The organism is Streptomyces humi, from assembly GCF_001005085.2.
GTDB classification, from domain to species: Bacteria; Actinomycetota; Actinomycetes; order Streptomycetales; family Streptomycetaceae; genus Streptomyces; species Streptomyces humi.
In genome coordinates, this window is sequence record NZ_LBMU02000111.1 from 14850 (window position 1) to 31555 (window position 16706).

General features: G+C 71.5%; 9 protein-coding genes and 1 pseudogene. 5 read left to right on the forward strand and 5 right to left on the reverse strand.

Translation table 11 applies throughout. The features are described 5' to 3' along the window. Positions 1 to 54: 54 nt before the first annotated feature. The 3 genes from AAW13_RS40020 to AAW13_RS40030 form a co-directional block, all read right to left on the reverse strand. On the reverse strand, positions 55 to 933 hold the full coding sequence (locus tag AAW13_RS40020) for an alpha/beta fold hydrolase (protein ID WP_046732536.1): 879 nt from the start codon (positions 931 to 933) through the stop codon (positions 55 to 57). Between the two features lie 128 nt (positions 934 to 1061). Then, positions 1062 to 2009, reverse strand: a complete 948-nt coding sequence (locus AAW13_RS40025; protein WP_046732524.1) for an anti-sigma factor RsbA family regulatory protein — start codon at positions 2007 to 2009, stop codon at positions 1062 to 1064. A 571-nt stretch (positions 2010 to 2580) separates the two neighbouring features. Next, on the reverse strand, positions 2581 to 3105 hold the full coding sequence (locus tag AAW13_RS40030; RefSeq protein WP_046732523.1) for a hypothetical protein: 525 nt from the start codon (positions 3103 to 3105) through the stop codon (positions 2581 to 2583). Between the two features lie 344 nt (positions 3106 to 3449). Here AAW13_RS40030 and AAW13_RS40035 point away from each other — a divergent pair, with 344 nt between their 5' ends. After that, a complete protein-coding gene (locus AAW13_RS40035; protein WP_240528884.1) occupies positions 3450 to 8273 on the forward strand; it encodes a family 43 glycosylhydrolase in 4824 nt (1607 codons plus the stop codon). Positions 8274 to 8346: 73 nt separating this feature from the next. Then, a complete protein-coding gene (locus AAW13_RS40040) occupies positions 8347 to 9510 on the forward strand; it encodes an FG-GAP repeat domain-containing protein (protein WP_052768697.1) in 1164 nt (387 codons plus the stop codon). Between the two features lie 12 nt (positions 9511 to 9522). Here the strand turns inward: AAW13_RS40040 and AAW13_RS46220 are convergent, their stop codons facing one another. Then, positions 9523 to 9675: a hypothetical protein gene (locus AAW13_RS46220; RefSeq protein WP_167391788.1), complete on the reverse strand. Its 153-nt coding sequence runs from the start codon at positions 9673 to 9675 to the stop codon at positions 9523 to 9525. 180 nt (positions 9676 to 9855) lie between these two features. On the opposite strand from AAW13_RS46220, the gene AAW13_RS40045 reads away from it, so the two are divergent. Continuing rightward, positions 9856 to 11607, forward strand: a complete 1752-nt coding sequence (locus AAW13_RS40045) for a dolichyl-phosphate-mannose--protein mannosyltransferase (protein ID WP_206306364.1) — start codon at positions 9856 to 9858, stop codon at positions 11605 to 11607. 7 nt (positions 11608 to 11614) lie between these two features. On the opposite strand, the gene AAW13_RS40050 is transcribed toward AAW13_RS40045, so the two are convergent. After that, positions 11615 to 12226: a DJ-1/PfpI family protein gene (locus AAW13_RS40050; protein WP_046732522.1), complete on the reverse strand. Its 612-nt coding sequence runs from the start codon at positions 12224 to 12226 to the stop codon at positions 11615 to 11617. A 197-nt stretch (positions 12227 to 12423) separates the two neighbouring features. On the opposite strand from AAW13_RS40050, the gene AAW13_RS40055 reads away from it, so the two are divergent. Next, positions 12424 to 13965, forward strand: a complete 1542-nt coding sequence (locus AAW13_RS40055; protein ID WP_046732521.1) for an esterase/lipase family protein — start codon at positions 12424 to 12426, stop codon at positions 13963 to 13965. Continuing rightward, a pseudogene (locus tag AAW13_RS40060) lies at positions 13962 to 16706 on the forward strand (tetratricopeptide repeat protein); the annotation flags it as partial. The gene AAW13_RS40055 and the pseudogene AAW13_RS40060, both read left to right, overlap by 4 nt.

The following is a 16706-nucleotide window of genomic DNA, read 5'->3' on the forward strand; positions in this document are numbered from 1 at the left end:
GGAAGGGGCCGGGCGGACCGACCGGGCGGAAGGGGCCGGGCGGACGGCCCGCCGTCAGTCGTCCGGGGTTCCCGCCAGCAGCCAGTCCAGGACGTCGGGCAGGGCGCGCAACGACCCGAAGTGGGCCGCCTTCGGTTCGAGGACGGCCTTGGCGCGCGGGATGCGGTCGGCCAGCCAGGAGAAGTGGGAGGCGGGCGAGAACACGTCCTTCGCGCCGTGCCACAGCAGCACCGGCACCCCGATGTGCGCCGGGTCGAAGCCCCACGGGCTGGTCAGGGCGAGCGCGTCGTCGATCCAGCCGTACGGCGAGGTGCGCAGCGCCTCGTGGTAGGTGCGCAGCAGCATCGAGCGGATGCTGCTGTCGGAGACGATCAGCCGGTCCTCGTCGGTCAGGTCGGAGCGCAGGTCCTCCAGCAGCCGGGCCGGGTTGCTGCGGATGTCGGCCGAGCGCGGGATGATCCCGGCCGCGTACCCCTCGGGGTCGGTGACGGCCGTGCGGAACTCGCGGACGTTGAACGGCGTCATCCCGGCGAACCAGTCGAGCCCCTCGGCGTCCCGCGGCGCGAGCGCGACCAGGGCCGCGGCGCGGGTCACCCGGCCCGGCAGCAGGGCGGCGCAGGCGAGGGCGTGCGGTCCCCCGCCGGAGCGGCCGGCCACCGCGAACCGGTCGAGACCGAGGGCGTCCGCCACGGCCGCCACGTCCTCGACGACGTCCACGACCCGCCGTCCTGGCCGGCGGTCCGAGCCGCCGTACCCGGGCCGGTCGAAGCTGATGAGCCGGGTGCCGTGCTGGTACAGGAACATCGGCCGGGGCCGCGGCCCCACCCGGCTGCCGGGCATGCCGTGCAGCAGGAACACCGGGCGCCCCCGGGGATCCCCCGACACCTCCACCCGCAGCCGCCGCCCACCTGTCGTGCGCACCAGATCAGGCACCGCCGTGTCCCCCTCCCCCGCCGTGGCCGGGACCACGATGCCCCACCATTGCCCGCCCGGCCACCCTGCGAAACGAACGTGCGGGTCGACCGGATTGCAACGGCGCCCGGTCCGCGCGGAGGCGTCGTTCAGGTCGCTCGGAGCGTGAACCAGCAGCGGATCGTCGTGCCGGACGGTTCCGTGTGGACACGGACCAGGTCGGCGACGAGGTTGACCAGGAGGAGGCCGCGGCCGCCGCGCCGGTCGCGGGGGGCGGGGCGGCGGCCGGCCAGCGGGTCGGTGAGGCAGCCCTTGTCGCGCACCTCGCACAGCACGTGACCGTCCTCGGCCCACACCTCCAGCGTGCCCGAGCCACCGCCGTGGACGACGCTGTTGGTGGTGAGTTCGGCGACGGCCAGGGCGAGGTCGTGCAGGCGACTGCCGGTGAGGCCGTACCGGACGGCCGCGTCGGTGGCCAGGTGGCGGGCGGCGGAGAGGGAGCCGGCGTCGAAGGCGACGGGCAGGCCGGGGCCCGGGGCGGGCGGCAGCGGCCGGTCGTAGTGGGCGAGGACCGCCTCCGGGGCGTAGGCGCTGCTGGTGCGCGGGGCGGACGAGCCCGCGGTGAGGTAGGTCGGGTGGGTGGCGTAGGCGTCGGCCACCGCCCGGGTGTCCAGCCGGGTGGTGTCGTAGGGGCACAGGACGGTCACCTCGCGGCCCTGGAACGCCGTGTTGATCAGGGCCTCGTGCTGGACGCAGGCCGGGTACTCGGTGGCCGTACGGCCGGCCCACACCGGTTCGCCGATGATGCGGACACGGCGGCCGGACGGCTGGGCGTCGGCGAAGGCGAGCAGGACGCCGGGGAGGATCCGGCCGGGGTTGCGGCCGGCCTCGCGCATGTCGAGGAAGAGCACGGATCCGGCGCCGGCGCCGAGCGCGGCCCGGATGAGGCGGAGGTTCTCGCCGGGCACGGCGACCGCGACCGGCTCGCCGGCGTCCAGCGCCTCCTGGACGAAGGGCACCGTCCCGGCCAGGTACTCGTCCTCGTCGCCGTAGAAGAGGGCGGGGTGGACGAACGGCCCGGACGGCACGCCGGTCATGACGGCGGCACCTCGCGCGGTGCCGGTTCCCTGGTCGTCACGGTGCCTCCCTGCCGCCGGCGCGCCCGACGGTCTCCGCCGCCGGCGCACACAGCCGTACCTGCTGCCGGTGCACCTGATGCCCCGGAAGCCCCGCCGCAAACACCTCACCCGCCGCAGCGGCGACACCCGCCGACGGCCGCCGCGGTGGATCCAGCGAACGGCTCCTGACAGGACAGGTCCTGAGGGAGGCCCCAGCACGGCAGGTCCTGGAAGGAGGCCCTGGCAGGGCAGGTCCTGGAAGGAGGCCCTGGCAGGGCAGGTCCTGGCAGGGCAGGTCCTGGCAGGGCAGGTCCTGGCAGGGCAGGTCCTGGCAGGGCAGGTCCTAGTAGGGCAGGATCCGGCCCGAGGGCGTCCTGCGGTCGATCTCCTGCCCCCGGGGAGCGGGCCGACGAACGACGCGTACTCGGATCCGACCGTCCATGACGCCCTCCTCTTGCCGAGCCCTGACCCGCACCTGGTGTCCGGTAGGAGGGCTCTGCCCCGCACATGGCAGCTCCAAGCCTCGTGCGGGGCAGCAAAGTTGGCGGCGTCAGCTCAGACCGAGGTCGGACAGGGCGGTCGTCCAGTCGGTGATGATGGCGTCCTGGGCGTCGGAGAGGCTCACGGTGCCCGCGCAGACGGCCTTCTTGAGCTTGTTCTCGACGGTGTCCTTGTTGGCCGCGGTCTTGGTGCCGTACTCCGGCTCGGGCCAGAGGTTCAGCTCGCTCTTGGGGGCACCGCCGAGTTCGAGCGGCACGAAGTGGTCCTCTTCGTAGTCGGAGGTGCTGGTGTCGGTGTACCCGTACTCGACGATCTGCTCCTTCTTCAGCGCGGTGGTGTAGGAACTGGACGGCCGTACGGTCGCGGTCCAGCCGGAGACGCAGATGGTGGAGTCGATGGTGCTCTGGGTGACGTCGGGATTGAGGTCGCCGGGCTGGCAACTGGGGTCGGGGAGCGGGAGGTAGGCCTGGCTGCACGACTGGGCGTGAGCCGTACCGGTGGTGAGGGTGAGGCCCGCGACGGCGAGGGCGAACGCGGAGATCGAGGTCACGACGGGACGTCGGATTCGGGACATGTGGGGGTCTCCCGGTGAGGTGCCCGGCACGGTTCCGGGCAGTCGTGGGCATGACAGCACCGGAAGGCTCTATGCGGGTAGACCCCTTTGCCAGGGCAGGGGAATGCTTAGTTGAACATTGGACTCGGCCGGGGCAACGGCCTGCCAAGTCATGGCTGCGGCTTGGTTGTCGAGCACCTGCCGTTCACCTGGCCACCGGCTCCGCTCCGCCCTCACCCGGGTCGGCCGTTCGGCCTGTCGGACATCGTTCGAAAACTCTTGACGCCCCCGTGTACATCGTTTGACACTCTCGCAACGCGATGTCATCTCCGGTTGACGGCACGTCACTTGGCAGGGAGCCGCACATGACGCACAGCACACGCCCGCGCGGCCGCGCGAGACGCCGGGCGGGACGGCTCGCCGGACTGACCGCCGCCGCGGCCCTGCTGGCCCTCCTCGGCCCCGCCCTCCCGGCCCGGGCCACCACCGCGACCGCCGGCGAAGCCACCGCCCTCACCGACGGCCTCGCCCTCTGGTACCCGCTGGACTCCGGTGACGGCACCACCGTCCCCGACGCCTCCGGCAACGGCCGTGACGGCACGCTGAACGGCACCGCCGACTGGTCCGCCACCGGCCAGGGCCTCGGCTTCAACGGCTCCGACACCTACGTCGAGGTCCCGGACGACATCATGAAGGGCATGGACTCCATCACGGTGTCCATGGACGTGCGGATCGACGCCGCCCAGTCCACCCCGTACTTCCTCTACGGCTTCGGCAACTCCAGCGGCAGCAACGGCAACGGCTATCTCTTCGCCACCGGCAACTCCCTGCGCACCTCCCTCGCCACCGGCAACTGGTCGACGGAGCAGACGACCAAGCCGTCCGACTCCCACAACATCACCCGCTCGGTGTGGAAGCACATCGCGTACACCCAGACCGGCAGCACGGGCGTGCTCTACGAGGACGGCGTCGAGGTGGGCCGGAACACCTCCGTCACCATCACCCCCGGCGCCATCGGATCCGGCAGCACCGTCGCCGACTACCTGGGCAAGTCCGTCTACTCCGGCGACAAGCTCTTCAAGGGCCGCATCCGCGACTTCCGCGTGTACGACCGCGCACTGGCCGGCTCCGAGGTGGAGCAACTGGCCCTGCCCGTCGACACCCAGGGCGTCGCCGACGACAAGGCGGCCCTGAGCCTCGGTGACACCGGTGCCGTGACCGCCGACCTGGACCTGCCCAAGGCCGGCACGGCGGGCGGTTCGGTCATCACCTGGTCCAGCGACGACCCCGGCGTCGTCTCGGACTCCGGCAAGGTGACCCGGCCCGCCGCCGGCTCCCCCGACGCGCACGCCACGCTCACCGCGACCCTCACCAAGGGCCCGGTCACCGACACCAGGACCTTCGACGTCACCGTCCGCGCCGACTTCGACGACGCCACCGCCGCCGAGCAGGCCGCCGACGCCCTGACCGTGCACGACGTCGACGACGTCCGCGGCAACCTCGCCCTGCCCGCCACCGGGGCCTACGGCACCGCCGTCACCTGGTCGTCCGCCGACCCGGACGTCATCGCCGCCGACGGCACGGTGCACCGTCCCGCGCACGGCGCCGGAGCCACCACCGTCGACCTGACCGCGACGGTCACCAAGGGCACGGCCACCGCCGCCCGCACCTTCGCCGCGCACGTCCCAGAACTCCCCGCCAGGGAAGCGCTCAAGGGCTACATGTTCAGCTACTTCACCGGCGAGGGCACCGCCGACGGCGAGCAGCTCTACGCCGCCCTCAGCAAGGGGAACGACCCGCTGAACTGGCGGGAGCTGAACGACGGCAAGCCCGTCCTGACCTCCACGCTCGGCGAGAAGGGCCTGCGCGACCCGTTCATCATCCGCTCCCCCGAGGGCGACAAGTTCTACCAGATCGCCACCGACCTCAGGATCTACGGCAACGGCGACTGGGACGCCGCCCAGCGCACCGGCAGCAGGTCCATCATGGTCTGGGAGTCCACCGACCTCGTGCACTGGACGGACCAGCGCCTGGTGAAGGTCGCCCCGGACAGCGCGGGCAACACCTGGGCGCCCGAGGCGTTCTACGACGCGAAGCTCGGCGAGTACGTCGTCTTCTGGGCGTCGAAGCTGTACGACGACGCGGCGCACTCCGGGGACACCTACAACCGGATGATGTACGCCACCACCCGGGACTTCTACACCTTCAGCGAGCCCAAGGTGTGGATCGACCGCGGCTGGTCGGTCATCGACTCCACGATGATCCAGAAGGACGGGACCTACTACCGGCTCTCCAAGGACGAGCGGAACAACACCTCCTCGACCCCCGACAGCAAGTTCATCTTCGAGGAGAAGAGCGACTCGATCCGCAGCACCGACTGGACCCCGGTCGCGGAGGGCATCGGCAAGGGCGCGATGAGCGCGGCCGAGGGGCCGCTGGTCTTCAGGTCGAACACCGAGGACAAGTGGTACGCGTTCCTGGACGAGTTCGGCGGGCGCGGCTACATCCCGTTCGAGACCGACGACCTCGACTCCGGGGTCTGGACCCCGGTCGCGGACTACGACCTGCCCGCCAAGCCCCGCCACGGCACCGTGCTCCCGGTCACGCAGGCCGAGTACGACCGGCTCCTCCGCGCCTATCAGCCCGACCAACTGGTCGAGAGCGTCCAGAGCGTGAAGGTGAAGACGAAGACCGGGCAGGCCCCGGTCCTGCCCGCCACCGTCATCGCGACCTACGCCGACGGCGTCGACCGGCCCACCGCCGTCACCTGGGACGACGTCCCGGCGTCCGCGTACGCGCGGCCCGGCACCTTCACCGTCACCGGCAGCCTCCCGGACGGCACCGCCCTCCCGGTCCGGGCCGAGGTCACCGTGTCGGAGGAGGGCCCCGACGTCCCGGCCGACCTGCTGCTGCACTACGACTTCGACGAGACCGCCGGCAACATCGCCGTCGACTCCAGCGGGCACGGCTACCACGGCACGTACGTCCGCACGCCCGCCTTCGGTACGGGGGTGAAGGGCGGCTCCTTCAAGATGTCGGGAGACGCCGCGAGTTCGCCGTACGTGAAGATCCCGAACGGGGTGCTGAAGAACGCCGACAGCGTCACCGTGTCGACGTACGCGAAGTGGAAGGGCGGCGACAGCTTCCAGTGGCTGTTCGGGCTGGGCCCCGACAGCGACAAGTACCTCTTCGCCACGCCGTCCAACGGCGGCTCCAGTCTCTACTCGGCCATCACCAAGGCGAGCTGGTCGGCGGAGTCCAAGCTGACGGCCGGCTCGCAGCTCACGCCCGGCCAGTGGAAGCACGTCACCGTCACCCTGGACGGCGCCACCGGCACCATGGTCCTCTACGTCGACGGCATCCAGGCCGCCCGTACGACGACCAGCATCAAGCCGTCCGAGCTGTACGACGCGAGCAAGGAGTACACCGGGTACATCGGCCGCTCCCTCTACTCGGCCGACCCGTACTTCGGCGGTGAGGTCGACGACTTCCGCATCTACGACCGGGCGTTGTCCGCCGCCGAGGTGATGGAGCTCAGCGGCAACACGGCCGGGATCGCGAAGGCGACCCAGACGGGTCTTAAGGTCGACGCCATCGTCGACGACGCGGACGGCAAGATCACGTTGCCGATGTCCGAGGGCGCCGATCTCACCTACCTGGCACCGGAGTTCACCCTCGCGCACGGTGCCGCGATCAGCCCGGCCTCCGGAAGCGTGCGGGACTTCAGCAAGCCGGTGACCTACGAGGTGACGGGCTCCGACGGCAGGAAGCGCACCTGGACGGTCTCGGCGCTGATCATGAAGAGCCCGGTGCTGCCGGGGCTGAACGCCGACCCGAACATCGTCCGCTTCGGCGACACCTTCTACCTCTACCCGACCACCGACGGCTACGACGGCTGGAGCGGGACGCAGTTCAAGGCGTACTCGTCCACCGACCTCGTCCACTGGACGGACCACGGGGTCGTCCTCGACCTGGGCCCGGACGTCAGCTGGGCGGACAGCAGGGCGTGGGCGCCGACGATCGCCGAGAAGGACGGGAAGTACTACTTCTACTTCTGCGCCGACGCGAACATCGGCGTGGCGGTGGCCGATTCACCGACCGGCCCCTTCAAGGACGCCCTCGGCAAACCCCTCCTCAAGTCCGGTGACTTCAGCGGCCAGATGATCGACCCGGCCGTGTTCACGGACGACGACGGGCAGTCGTACCTCTACTTCGGCAACGGCCACGCCTACGTGGTCCCGCTGAACGCCGACATGACGTCCGTCGACACGTCGAAGGTCCAGGACATCACACCGAGCGGGTACAACGAGGGTTCGTTCGTCATCAAGCGCGACGGCGTCTACTACTTCATGTGGTCCGAGAACGACACCCGCGACGAGAACTATCGCGTCGCCTACGCCACCGGGACCTCCCCTCGCGGCCCCTGGACCAAGCGGGGCGTGATCCTCTCCAAGGACCTCTCCCTGGGTATCAGGGGCACCGGCCACCACAGCGTCGTACACGTCCCGAACACCGACGACTGGTACATCGCCTACCACCGCTTCGCCATCCCCGGCGGCGACGGCACCCACCGTGAAACGACCGTCGACAAGCTGGAGTTCGGCGCGGACGGGCTGATCAAGCCGGTCGTGCCGACACTGACCAGCATCGACCCGGTGACCGTCGTGCACGCCGGTCCGGGCGCCCACGGCACGGAAGGAAGCGCGATCCCGCTGGCCGGCACGGTGTCGGGGGCCGGTCCCGGCAAGTGGACCCTCCCCGCGGGTGCCCCCTGCGAGCTCGCGAACCCCGGGGCCGCCGCCACCACCGTCACCTGCACCGACGACGGCACCTTCACCCTCACCCTGACCGGCGGCCACAGCACCGACACCACGACCGTGACCGTCTCCAACGCCCCGCCGGTCATCACGGACGCGCGCGGCCACGGCGACCGGCGGATGACCGTCACCGTCCGCTTCACCGACCCGGGCACCTCGGACACCCACACCTGCGTGGTCGACTGGAAGGACGGCTCCCGCCCGACGCGGGGCAGGATCCACGGCTCCGTCTGCCGTGCCGAACACATGTACCGGAGGCCGGGCGGTCACCGGCCGCTGGTCACGATCACCGACGACGACGGGGGCACGGCCACCGCGCCGGTCCCCGCCGGACCACGGCCCCCCGCGAAACCACGGCCGCGTGACACGTGACTCACAGGCGGCGCCCGTAGGTTCCCGTGCCCATGACAGACAACACGTCTCACGGAAGGAAACCCCTCCCGTCATGAGCAAGCACAGGAACCGCCGGGCCCCGCGCGTCCTGGCCTACGGAGTGGCCGGCGCCTTGACGGTCGCCGCGGGTGTCACGGCTGTCGCGTCGGCCGACGAGCCGGCCACGACGTCGGCCGCCACCTGCTCCTTCACCAGGTCCGCCACCTCGGCGAGCACCGGCGACAACCCCCGGCACGTGGTGACCGGCGACCTCGACGGCGACGGGAACGCCGACCTGGTCGCCGCGGACAACGACGCCGACACCGTCTCCGTCCTGCTGGGCGACGGCGACGGCACCTTCGGCACGGCCACGGACTACGCCGTGGGCGACAAGCCGTACCAGTCGGTGATCGCCGACTTCGACGCCGACGGCGCCCCGGACATCGCCACCGCCGACTTCGACGGCGGCACGGTGAGCGTCCTGCCGGGCACGGGCGACGGCAGCTTCGGGACGGCCACCCGGTACATGGTCGGCTCGGGCGCCCGCTCCCTGGTCGCCGGAGACGTCGACGGTGACGGCGACCTGGACATCGCGGTGGCCGAGGAGTCGGCGGGGCGGGTCAACCTGCTGCTGGGCGACGGTGAAGGTGCGTTCACCGTCTCCTCGCAGACGGTGACCGTGACCCGGCCGCACGGCCTCGTCCTCACCGACTTCGACGGCGACGGCAACCTGGACGTCGCCACCGCCAGTGTCGCCACCGCCGGGGGCGTGAGCGTGGCCCTGGGCAACGGCGACGGGACCTTCGGGGACGTGACGGAGTACGCGAGCGTGGCCCGCCTCTACTCCCTCACCCAGGGCGACTTCGACGGCGACGGCAACACCGACCTGGCCACCGTCAGCAACGGCTCGGACACCCTGGAGGTCTACGCCGGGAACGGCGACGGCACCTTCCAGGACCCCGTCGACTACTCGACGTCCGCCCTGCCGGTCGCCGTCGGCTCGGCCGACGTGAACGGCGACGACATCCCGGACGTCCTGGTGTCGTCCCTCAACGGCAACTCGGTCTCGGTCTACACCGGCACATCCGGAGGCTCTTTGAGCGAGCTGACCGAGCTGTCGGCGGACGGCGCCTACGAGGCGACCGCCGCCGACGTGACGTCCGACGGCACCAAGGACCTGCTGGTGGCGAGCAGCAGCGACGACGCGGTGGACGTGTTCACCGGCTCGTGCGGCTGATCCTCCCCGCGGTCAGGACACGGTCAGGGTGAGGCCGTAGCCCTCAGGGGCGCCCAGCGTGCCGCCCTCGGCGAGGACCAGGGAGCCGAGGGCGGCGGTCGCCAGGGCCGGCAGGGCCCGTACGCGGTCCCTCATCGACGGCTCGCGCGCACTGTTCGCTGCCATGAACGACTCCTTCGCGGTCGGTTCCGGATCGCGGTGCGGCCTTCCCCAACTTCCCATCCGGTGTCGACAGTTGGGCACTTTTCCCAGGAATCGCCGCTCAGAACCAGCCCTCTGTCGACACCTGTCCGCTCACCCGATGCGCCCGCCGGTGCCGGCCCGCCGACGGTCTAAGGTCGTCCGGTGACGAGCAGCAGCGCGACGCGTTCCCACGATCTCGACGGCATAGGTCCGACGGCGGCCCCGCAGGGCAGGCTGGACCGACTGCGCCGCTTCGGCTATCCCGCACCGCACACCGCGTCCCCGCACACCGCACCGCCGTACACCGACGTCCGGGAACGTCTCGTCCCGCCCTTCCCCGAGCCCGCCACCCACCTCTGGCGGCTCCTGGGGCTGGGCCAGGACGCGGCGGCCCGGCTCGCGCGCGCCATGGAGTGGCTGGGCCCGGTGCTCGTCGCCGTGGTGGCCGGAATCCTGCGGTTCTGGCGTCTGGGGCAGCCGCGGGCCGTCGTCTTCGACGAGACTTACTACGCGAAGGACGCCTGGGCGCTGCTGCACCTCGGCTACGAGGGCACCTGGCCGGACCGCAAGATCGCCGACCCGGAGATCCTGGCGCACCCCCAGGTGATCCCGCTCTCCGACACCGGTTCGTTCGTCGCGCACCCGCCGACCGGCAAGTGGGTGATCTCCGCCGGCGAGTGGCTGTTCGGACTCGACCCCGTCGGCTGGCGCTTCATGACGGCGCTCCTCGGCACCCTGTCGGTGCTGATGCTGTGCCGGATCGGCCGCCGCCTGTTCCGTTCGACGTTCCTGGGCTGCCTGGCCGGCGCGCTGCTGGCGATGGACGGTCTGCACCTGGTCATGAGCCGTACCGCCCTGCTGGACCTGATGGTCATGTTCTTCGCGCTGGCCGCGTTCGGCTGCCTGCTGCTGGACCGGGACCGGACCCGTACCCGGCTGGCGACGGCCCTGCCGGCCGGCGCGGACGGCCGGGTCCGCCCGGACGCGAACACCGGTGACCGCACCGCCCTGGGGCTCCGGCCCTGGCGGCTCGCGGCCGGCGTCCTGCTGGGCCTCGCGGCCTCGACGAAGTGGAACGGCCTGTACGTGCTGGTCTTCTTCGTCGCGCTGACGGTGCTGTGGGACGTCGGCGCCCGCCGGGTCACCGGCGCCCGCCGCCCGTACCGGGCCGTACTGCGCCGGGACCTGGGCCCGTCCGTCCTCTCCCTGGTGCCGACGGCCCTGCTGACGTACCTGCTGACCTGGACCGGCTGGTTCCTGTCCGACGACGGCTGGGGCCGCCACTGGGCGGACGGCCGCGGCGGCACCTGGTCGTGGATACCGGCGCCGCTGCGCAGCCTGTGGCACTACGAGTACCTGGTCTACCAGTTCAACGTGGGCCTGCACACGCCGCACAAGTACCAGTCGAACCCGTGGAGCTGGCTGGTGATGGGCCGGCCCGTGCTGTTCGCCTACGACTCCCCGAAACCCGGCCAGGACGGCTGCGGCACGGCGTCCGCCTGCACCCGGACCGTCCTCGCCCTGGGCACCCCGGCCCTGTGGTGGGCGGCCTGCTGCGCCCTGGTGTACCTGCTGTTCCGCTGGGCCCTGCGCCGCGACTGGCGGGCGGGCGCGATCCTGTGCGCGACGGCCGCCGGATACCTCCCCTGGTTCCTCTACCAGGACCGCACCGTCTTCTCCTTCTACGCCGTGGTCTTCGTGCCGTACCTGTGCCTGGCGGTGGCCATGATGGCCGGTGCCCTGATGGGCCCACCGGGCGCGAGCCGCCACCGCCGGATCCGCGGCACGATGGCCGCCGGCGCCCTCGTCCTCCTGATCGCCTGGAACTTCGTCTACTTCTTCCCGATCTACACCGGGCAGACGATCCCGTACACGGGCTGGCAGTCCCGCATGTGGCTGGACACCTGGATCTGAGGCGCGCTCAGCGCGGGGCCGCCGTCTCGCCCGCGCGCAGGGCACGCAGGACGCGCTCGACGGTCTCCCGCTTCTCGCCGACCGGCGCCGTGTAGTCGACGACCGCGCGCACGGCCTCGTCGCCGAGGGTCCGGGAGATCACCCAGGCACCGAGGTACTGCGAGGCCATGCAGCCGCCGGCGGTGGCGATGTCGCCCTCGGCATGGAAGGGCGCGTCCAGCACGGTGACACCGCGGGCCTCGACGAAGGGCCGGCTGACCGTGTCCGTGCAGGCGGGCATCCCGTCCAGCAGCCCGAGGCGGGCGAGCACCAGCGCGCCGGAGCACTGCGCCCCGATCAGCTGCCGTCCGGGGTCCAGCGGCAGCCGGGCGACCAGCCGGGCGTCGGCGACCACATCCCTGGTCCGCACCCCGCTGCCGACCAGCACGACGTCGGCCTCGCCGACGAACTCCAGCGGCCGCTGCCCGCTGACCTCGACCCCGTTCATCGACGTGACGACCGGCGTCGGCGTCGTGATGAACGCCTCGAGTCCGTCCTTACGGCACCGGTTGACCATCGCGGCCGCGATGAAGGAGTCCAGCTCGTTGAACCCGTCGAAGGTGACCACGGCTACCTGCATGACGACTCCTGGGGAGGCGGCGGGGAACACCGCCACTCTAACGACGCGGCTCGCGGGTCGTGCATATATGCAAACCGCACCAATACCGCCATTCCCGATCGAATGGTGCCGCCCCGGCGCTATCGTCATTCTTCTGAATGATCGTCACTTCATGTCGGCAGCAGACAGAGGTGACGTGTGCGAACAGGGGGACATCAGTGGCTTCGCTCAAGCATCTCGTCGTCGTCGTGCCCGGAATCGGCGGAAGCATCCTGCAAACACCTAGGGGCGCCGCCCGCTGGGACCAACGCCGTCGGCGGTTCCTCGCCGCCGCCGCCCGCCCCCAGCGGCTCGGGCTGGACGCCCATCCGGATCTGGTCCCGGTCGGCCTGATGCCGGACATCACCCTGATCGGCCCGGTCGTGGCACCCGGTTACGACGGCCTGGTGCGCAAGCTCCGCAGCCGCTTCGACGACCTGCGCATCGACGTCGCACGACCCGGCGGCGTACCGGACACCCGAGCGGACGTGCTGCTCTTCCCGTACGACTTCCGGCGCAGCGTCCGGCACGCCGCCGAGCGTCTGCGCGACGAGATCGAGGCCCGCCTGGGCGGCGAACACGCCTCGGCCCGGCGCCGACGGGTGATCGTGGTGGCGCACTCCATGGGCGGACTCGTGGCCCGCTACTGGCTCGGTCCCCTCGGCGGTGCCGCCGACTGCGCGGCACTGCTGACTCTGGGCACTCCCCACCGGGGCGCGCCGAAGGCACTGGACGTCCTGGTGAACGGCCTGTCGGTGGGCCCCAAGCGGTTGGCCGGGCTCACGGAGGTGCTGCGGCAGTGGCCGTCGGCGTACGAACTGCTGCCGCGCTACCCCGCGGTGGGGCGGTCCGGGAGCGAGCCGGCGCTGGCCCCGCACGAGCTGGCGGCGGCCTCGGCGACCCTGCCGCCGGGATTCGACGCGCGCGCCAGGGCCGCCCGGAGCGTCCACGATGACATCGAGTCGGTCTGGAACGGCCTGTACGCAGAACCTGGGTGCCCCGAGGTCACGGCACTGTTCGGCCGGGGGCACGGCACACTCCAGCAAGCCCTGCTGTCCCCCGCCGGGATCAAGGTGACCAAACAGGCGGCGACCTGGCTGCCGAACGCCGACTGGCACGGCGACGGCACGGTCCCGGCGATCTCGGCGATCCCCATCGAGCAGGAGGACGTCCGCGCCCGCCGCGCGGTGACCGAACGTCACCTCGCCCTGGGATCCGTGTCCATGGTGACGGACATCCTGGCCGAGTACGCCGGCGCGTCGCTGGCGGCCGTACGAGGGGACCGCCCGGAACGCCCCTGGCTCGGGCTCGACCTGGACGAGACGGCTCTCGCCGACCGACCCGTCCCGCTCGGGGTGACCCTGTACGGAACCAGCGGCGACGAGTCCACCCGGGTGCAGGTCAGGGCCCGCGCCCGGGACGCCGCACCGGGGGCGGCCGCGCCGTGGCTCACCTGCACCAGGACGGCGCAGGACCAGTGGCGGGCCGAGATCCCGCCGCTGCCGCCGGGGACGTACACGGTGGAGGTGTCGGCCACCAAGGTGCCCGCCGTCAGCCGTCTCGCCGCTCAGGACGTGCTGGGTGTCGTCGGCGCCGAGGACATCGAGGAGGCCGAGGCGATCGCGAGGACCGGTGTGATCGATGGAGCCGGTGGGATCGATGCGGCCGGTGGGATCGATGGGGCCGGTGACATCGGCGGGGCCGAGGGGGCACGCGCGTGAGCACCGCATGGCGGCGTTGGCCCAGCAACGACCCGAAGGCCCTGATCGAGTACGTCCAGCGCAAGCGCCAGGGCGAGAGCGGCGCCCCCGCCGCCATCCTCGCCGGCGCCCTGCCACCGGTGGGCGACACACCGCCCGCCGTCCGCGCCCGCGCCCTGTACGAGGCGTTCGCCGCACGGAACATCGTGTACGCCGACGAGCCGACGACCAGTGACTCAGGACGCCAGACCATCCGGCCGCCCTACGAGGTGCTGGCCTCGCCCGGGCACGGCACCTGCCTCGACATCGCCGTCACCTTCGCCGGTGCCTGCCTGGACGCCGGACTGCACCCCCTCGTCCTCGTCACGGGCGGCGGTCACGGCGGCCCCGGACACGCGCTGGTCGCCGTGTGGCTGGACGGCAACTGGTCCAACCGCGCCCACCGCGAGTACCGCGAGTACCGCTCTCCCGACGGAGCCGACGCCGACTGGCAGAGCCTGCCCGAAGACTTCCTCGTCCAGCTCGCCGGCGCCGAGGACGGCTCGGGAGCTTTCCTCGCCATCGACGTGACCGGTGCGGCCTCGTGCGCCGATGCCGCCGACCCGCGCCGCCGCACCCGACAGCCGTGGGCCGAGTCGGTGGCCTACGGCGCGGAACTGGTACGGCAGGCCGCGGACGACGGCCGGCTGGAGGTCACTCTCGACGTCGGCCTCGGGTACGAGCACTGCGAACCGCTGCCCCTGCCCGACCAGCCCCGCACCCAGATCCTCACCCCGCCCTACCTGGACATCAACGACAGCAAAGTCAGCACCGACAGCGACGACACCGGCCCGCTGAAACTCCTCTGGGCCCGCTACGACACCATCCACTTCCACCCCCGCGACGAACTCGACTTCCTCCAGGACTGGTTCCGGGCCCCCGATCCCGACGGGCCCCGCACCCGTATCGCCCTGGTGCACGGGGTCGGTGGCGCCGGAAAGACCCGGCTGGCCGCCGAACTGGCCGCGCGCATGGCCGACACGGGCTGGTTCACGGGGTTCCTGGTACGCGACCCGGACCTACAGGACTGCGCCTGGCTGGCGCGCACCGCCTCCCCGCTCCTCGTCGTCGTGGACTACGCCGACGACCACAAGTCGGCCGACATCATCAACCTGCTGCGCATCCTGCGCGACCGCCAGGAGCCCACCTGCCTGCTCCTGACCGCGCGCTCCGTCCGCGGCTGGTGGGAGGAGGAGATCGTCGACGCGCTGAAGGACAGCAGCCCACGGCCCCTGGTCCATTCGATGCCGCTGTCTCCCCGCCATCCCCGCCAGACCGGCGTCTACCGGGCGGCGCTCCGGTCCTTCGGCACACGGGCGGCCACCGCCATGGGCAGCAACCCGCCGCCGGACCCCCACTCCGGCCGCTGGACCACCCTGGACCTGGTCATGCTCGCCTGGCTCGCCGCGAAGACGTCGGAGAGCGAGGACAACATGCCCGCCTCCGAGTCAGCCCTCTACGAGAGGATCCTGGAGCACGAACTCAGGTACTGGGGCCGCGCCTACAAGTCCCGGATCGGCGAGCCGTCGAAGCGGGCCAAGGAGATGCTGCGCGAGGCCGGAGCCTGCGTCAGCCTGCTCGCGCCACGCGAGGACCGGCTCAACGATGTCCTGGGCACGGTCAAGGAACTCGCCACCGACGCGAAATGGCGCGACGAGTTCACGGCCCTGCTGGAGAAACTGCTCCCCACGACACCGGAGGACGGCACCGTCGCGGTCCGCCCCGACCCGGTGGGCACGCACCTGGCGGCCACGGTGTTCCGCGGCAACGACGCGCTGTTCGGCCGCTGCCTGGAAACCGCGGACACGGAAGAACGCCTGAACGCCTGCGTGGGCGTCTCCCGGCTGGCGACGGCGACCGCCGGCAAGGCGGACGCGCAGGCGATGGCGCGCAGAGCGCTGGAAGCGGTTCCCGACCTGTGGCCGATGGCATTGTCGGTGGCGGCTTCCCAGGGAGGCCCGTTCGTCACGGCACTGGAGCACTTCGCCGAGACCGAGGACACGCCGCTGCCTCTGGCAGAGCTGGCCGTGACCCTTCCGACGGGCCACAGCACACTGCGGGGTCTGGCGCTGATTGCCACGGTACGGTCCCGACCGGATGAGGCGGGAGTCCCGTCCGAGGAGGCCCGAGCTGCAATCGCCAGCTGGCACAACAACCTCGCGATCCGGCAGAGCGAGACCGGAGACCACCCGGCCGCACTCACCTCCATCACCGAAGCCGTCACCCACTACCGCGCACTCGTCCAAGGCCCCGACGGCCCCGCCTACCTCCCCAACCTCGCAGGCTCCCTCAACAACCTCGCCAACCGGCAGAGCGAGACCGGAGACCACCCGGCCGCACTCACCTCCATCACCGAAGCCGTCACCATCCGCCGCGCCCTGGCCGACGGGCCCAACAGCCCCGCCCACCTCCGCAACCTCGCCATGTCCCTCAACAACCTCTCCAACCAACAGAGCAACACCGGAGACCAACAGGCCGCACTCACCTCCATCACCGAAGCCGTCACCCACTACCGCGCCCTGCTCAACGGCCCCAACGGCCCCGTATACCTCCCCGACCTCGCAGGCTCCCTCAACAACCTCGCCAACCAACAAAGCAACACCGGAGACCAACAGGCCGCACTCACCTCCATCACCGAAGCCGTCACCATCCGCCGCGCCCTGGTCAACGGCCCCAACGGCCCCGCATTCCTCCCCGACCTCGCCATGTCCCTCAACAACCTC

Excerpts from the sequence above, each read along its gene's own strand:
- AAW13_RS40050 (WP_046732522.1), bottom strand. The coding sequence starts at position 12,226 with ATGCAGGTAGCCGTGGTCACCTTCGACGGGTTCAACGAGCTGGACTCC.
- AAW13_RS46220 (WP_167391788.1), bottom strand. The coding sequence starts at position 9,675 with ATGGCAGCGAACAGTGCGCGCGAGCCGTCGATGAGGGACCGCGTACGG.
- AAW13_RS40040 (WP_052768697.1), top strand. The coding sequence starts at position 8,347 with ATGAGCAAGCACAGGAACCGCCGGGCCCCGCGCGTCCTGGCCTACGGA.
- AAW13_RS40035 (WP_240528884.1), top strand. The coding sequence starts at position 3,450 with ATGACGCACAGCACACGCCCGCGCGGCCGCGCGAGACGCCGGGCGGGA.
- AAW13_RS40030 (WP_046732523.1), bottom strand. The coding sequence starts at position 3,105 with ATGTCCCGAATCCGACGTCCCGTCGTGACCTCGATCTCCGCGTTCGCC.
- AAW13_RS40025 (WP_046732524.1), bottom strand. The coding sequence starts at position 2,009 with ATGACCGGCGTGCCGTCCGGGCCGTTCGTCCACCCCGCCCTCTTCTAC.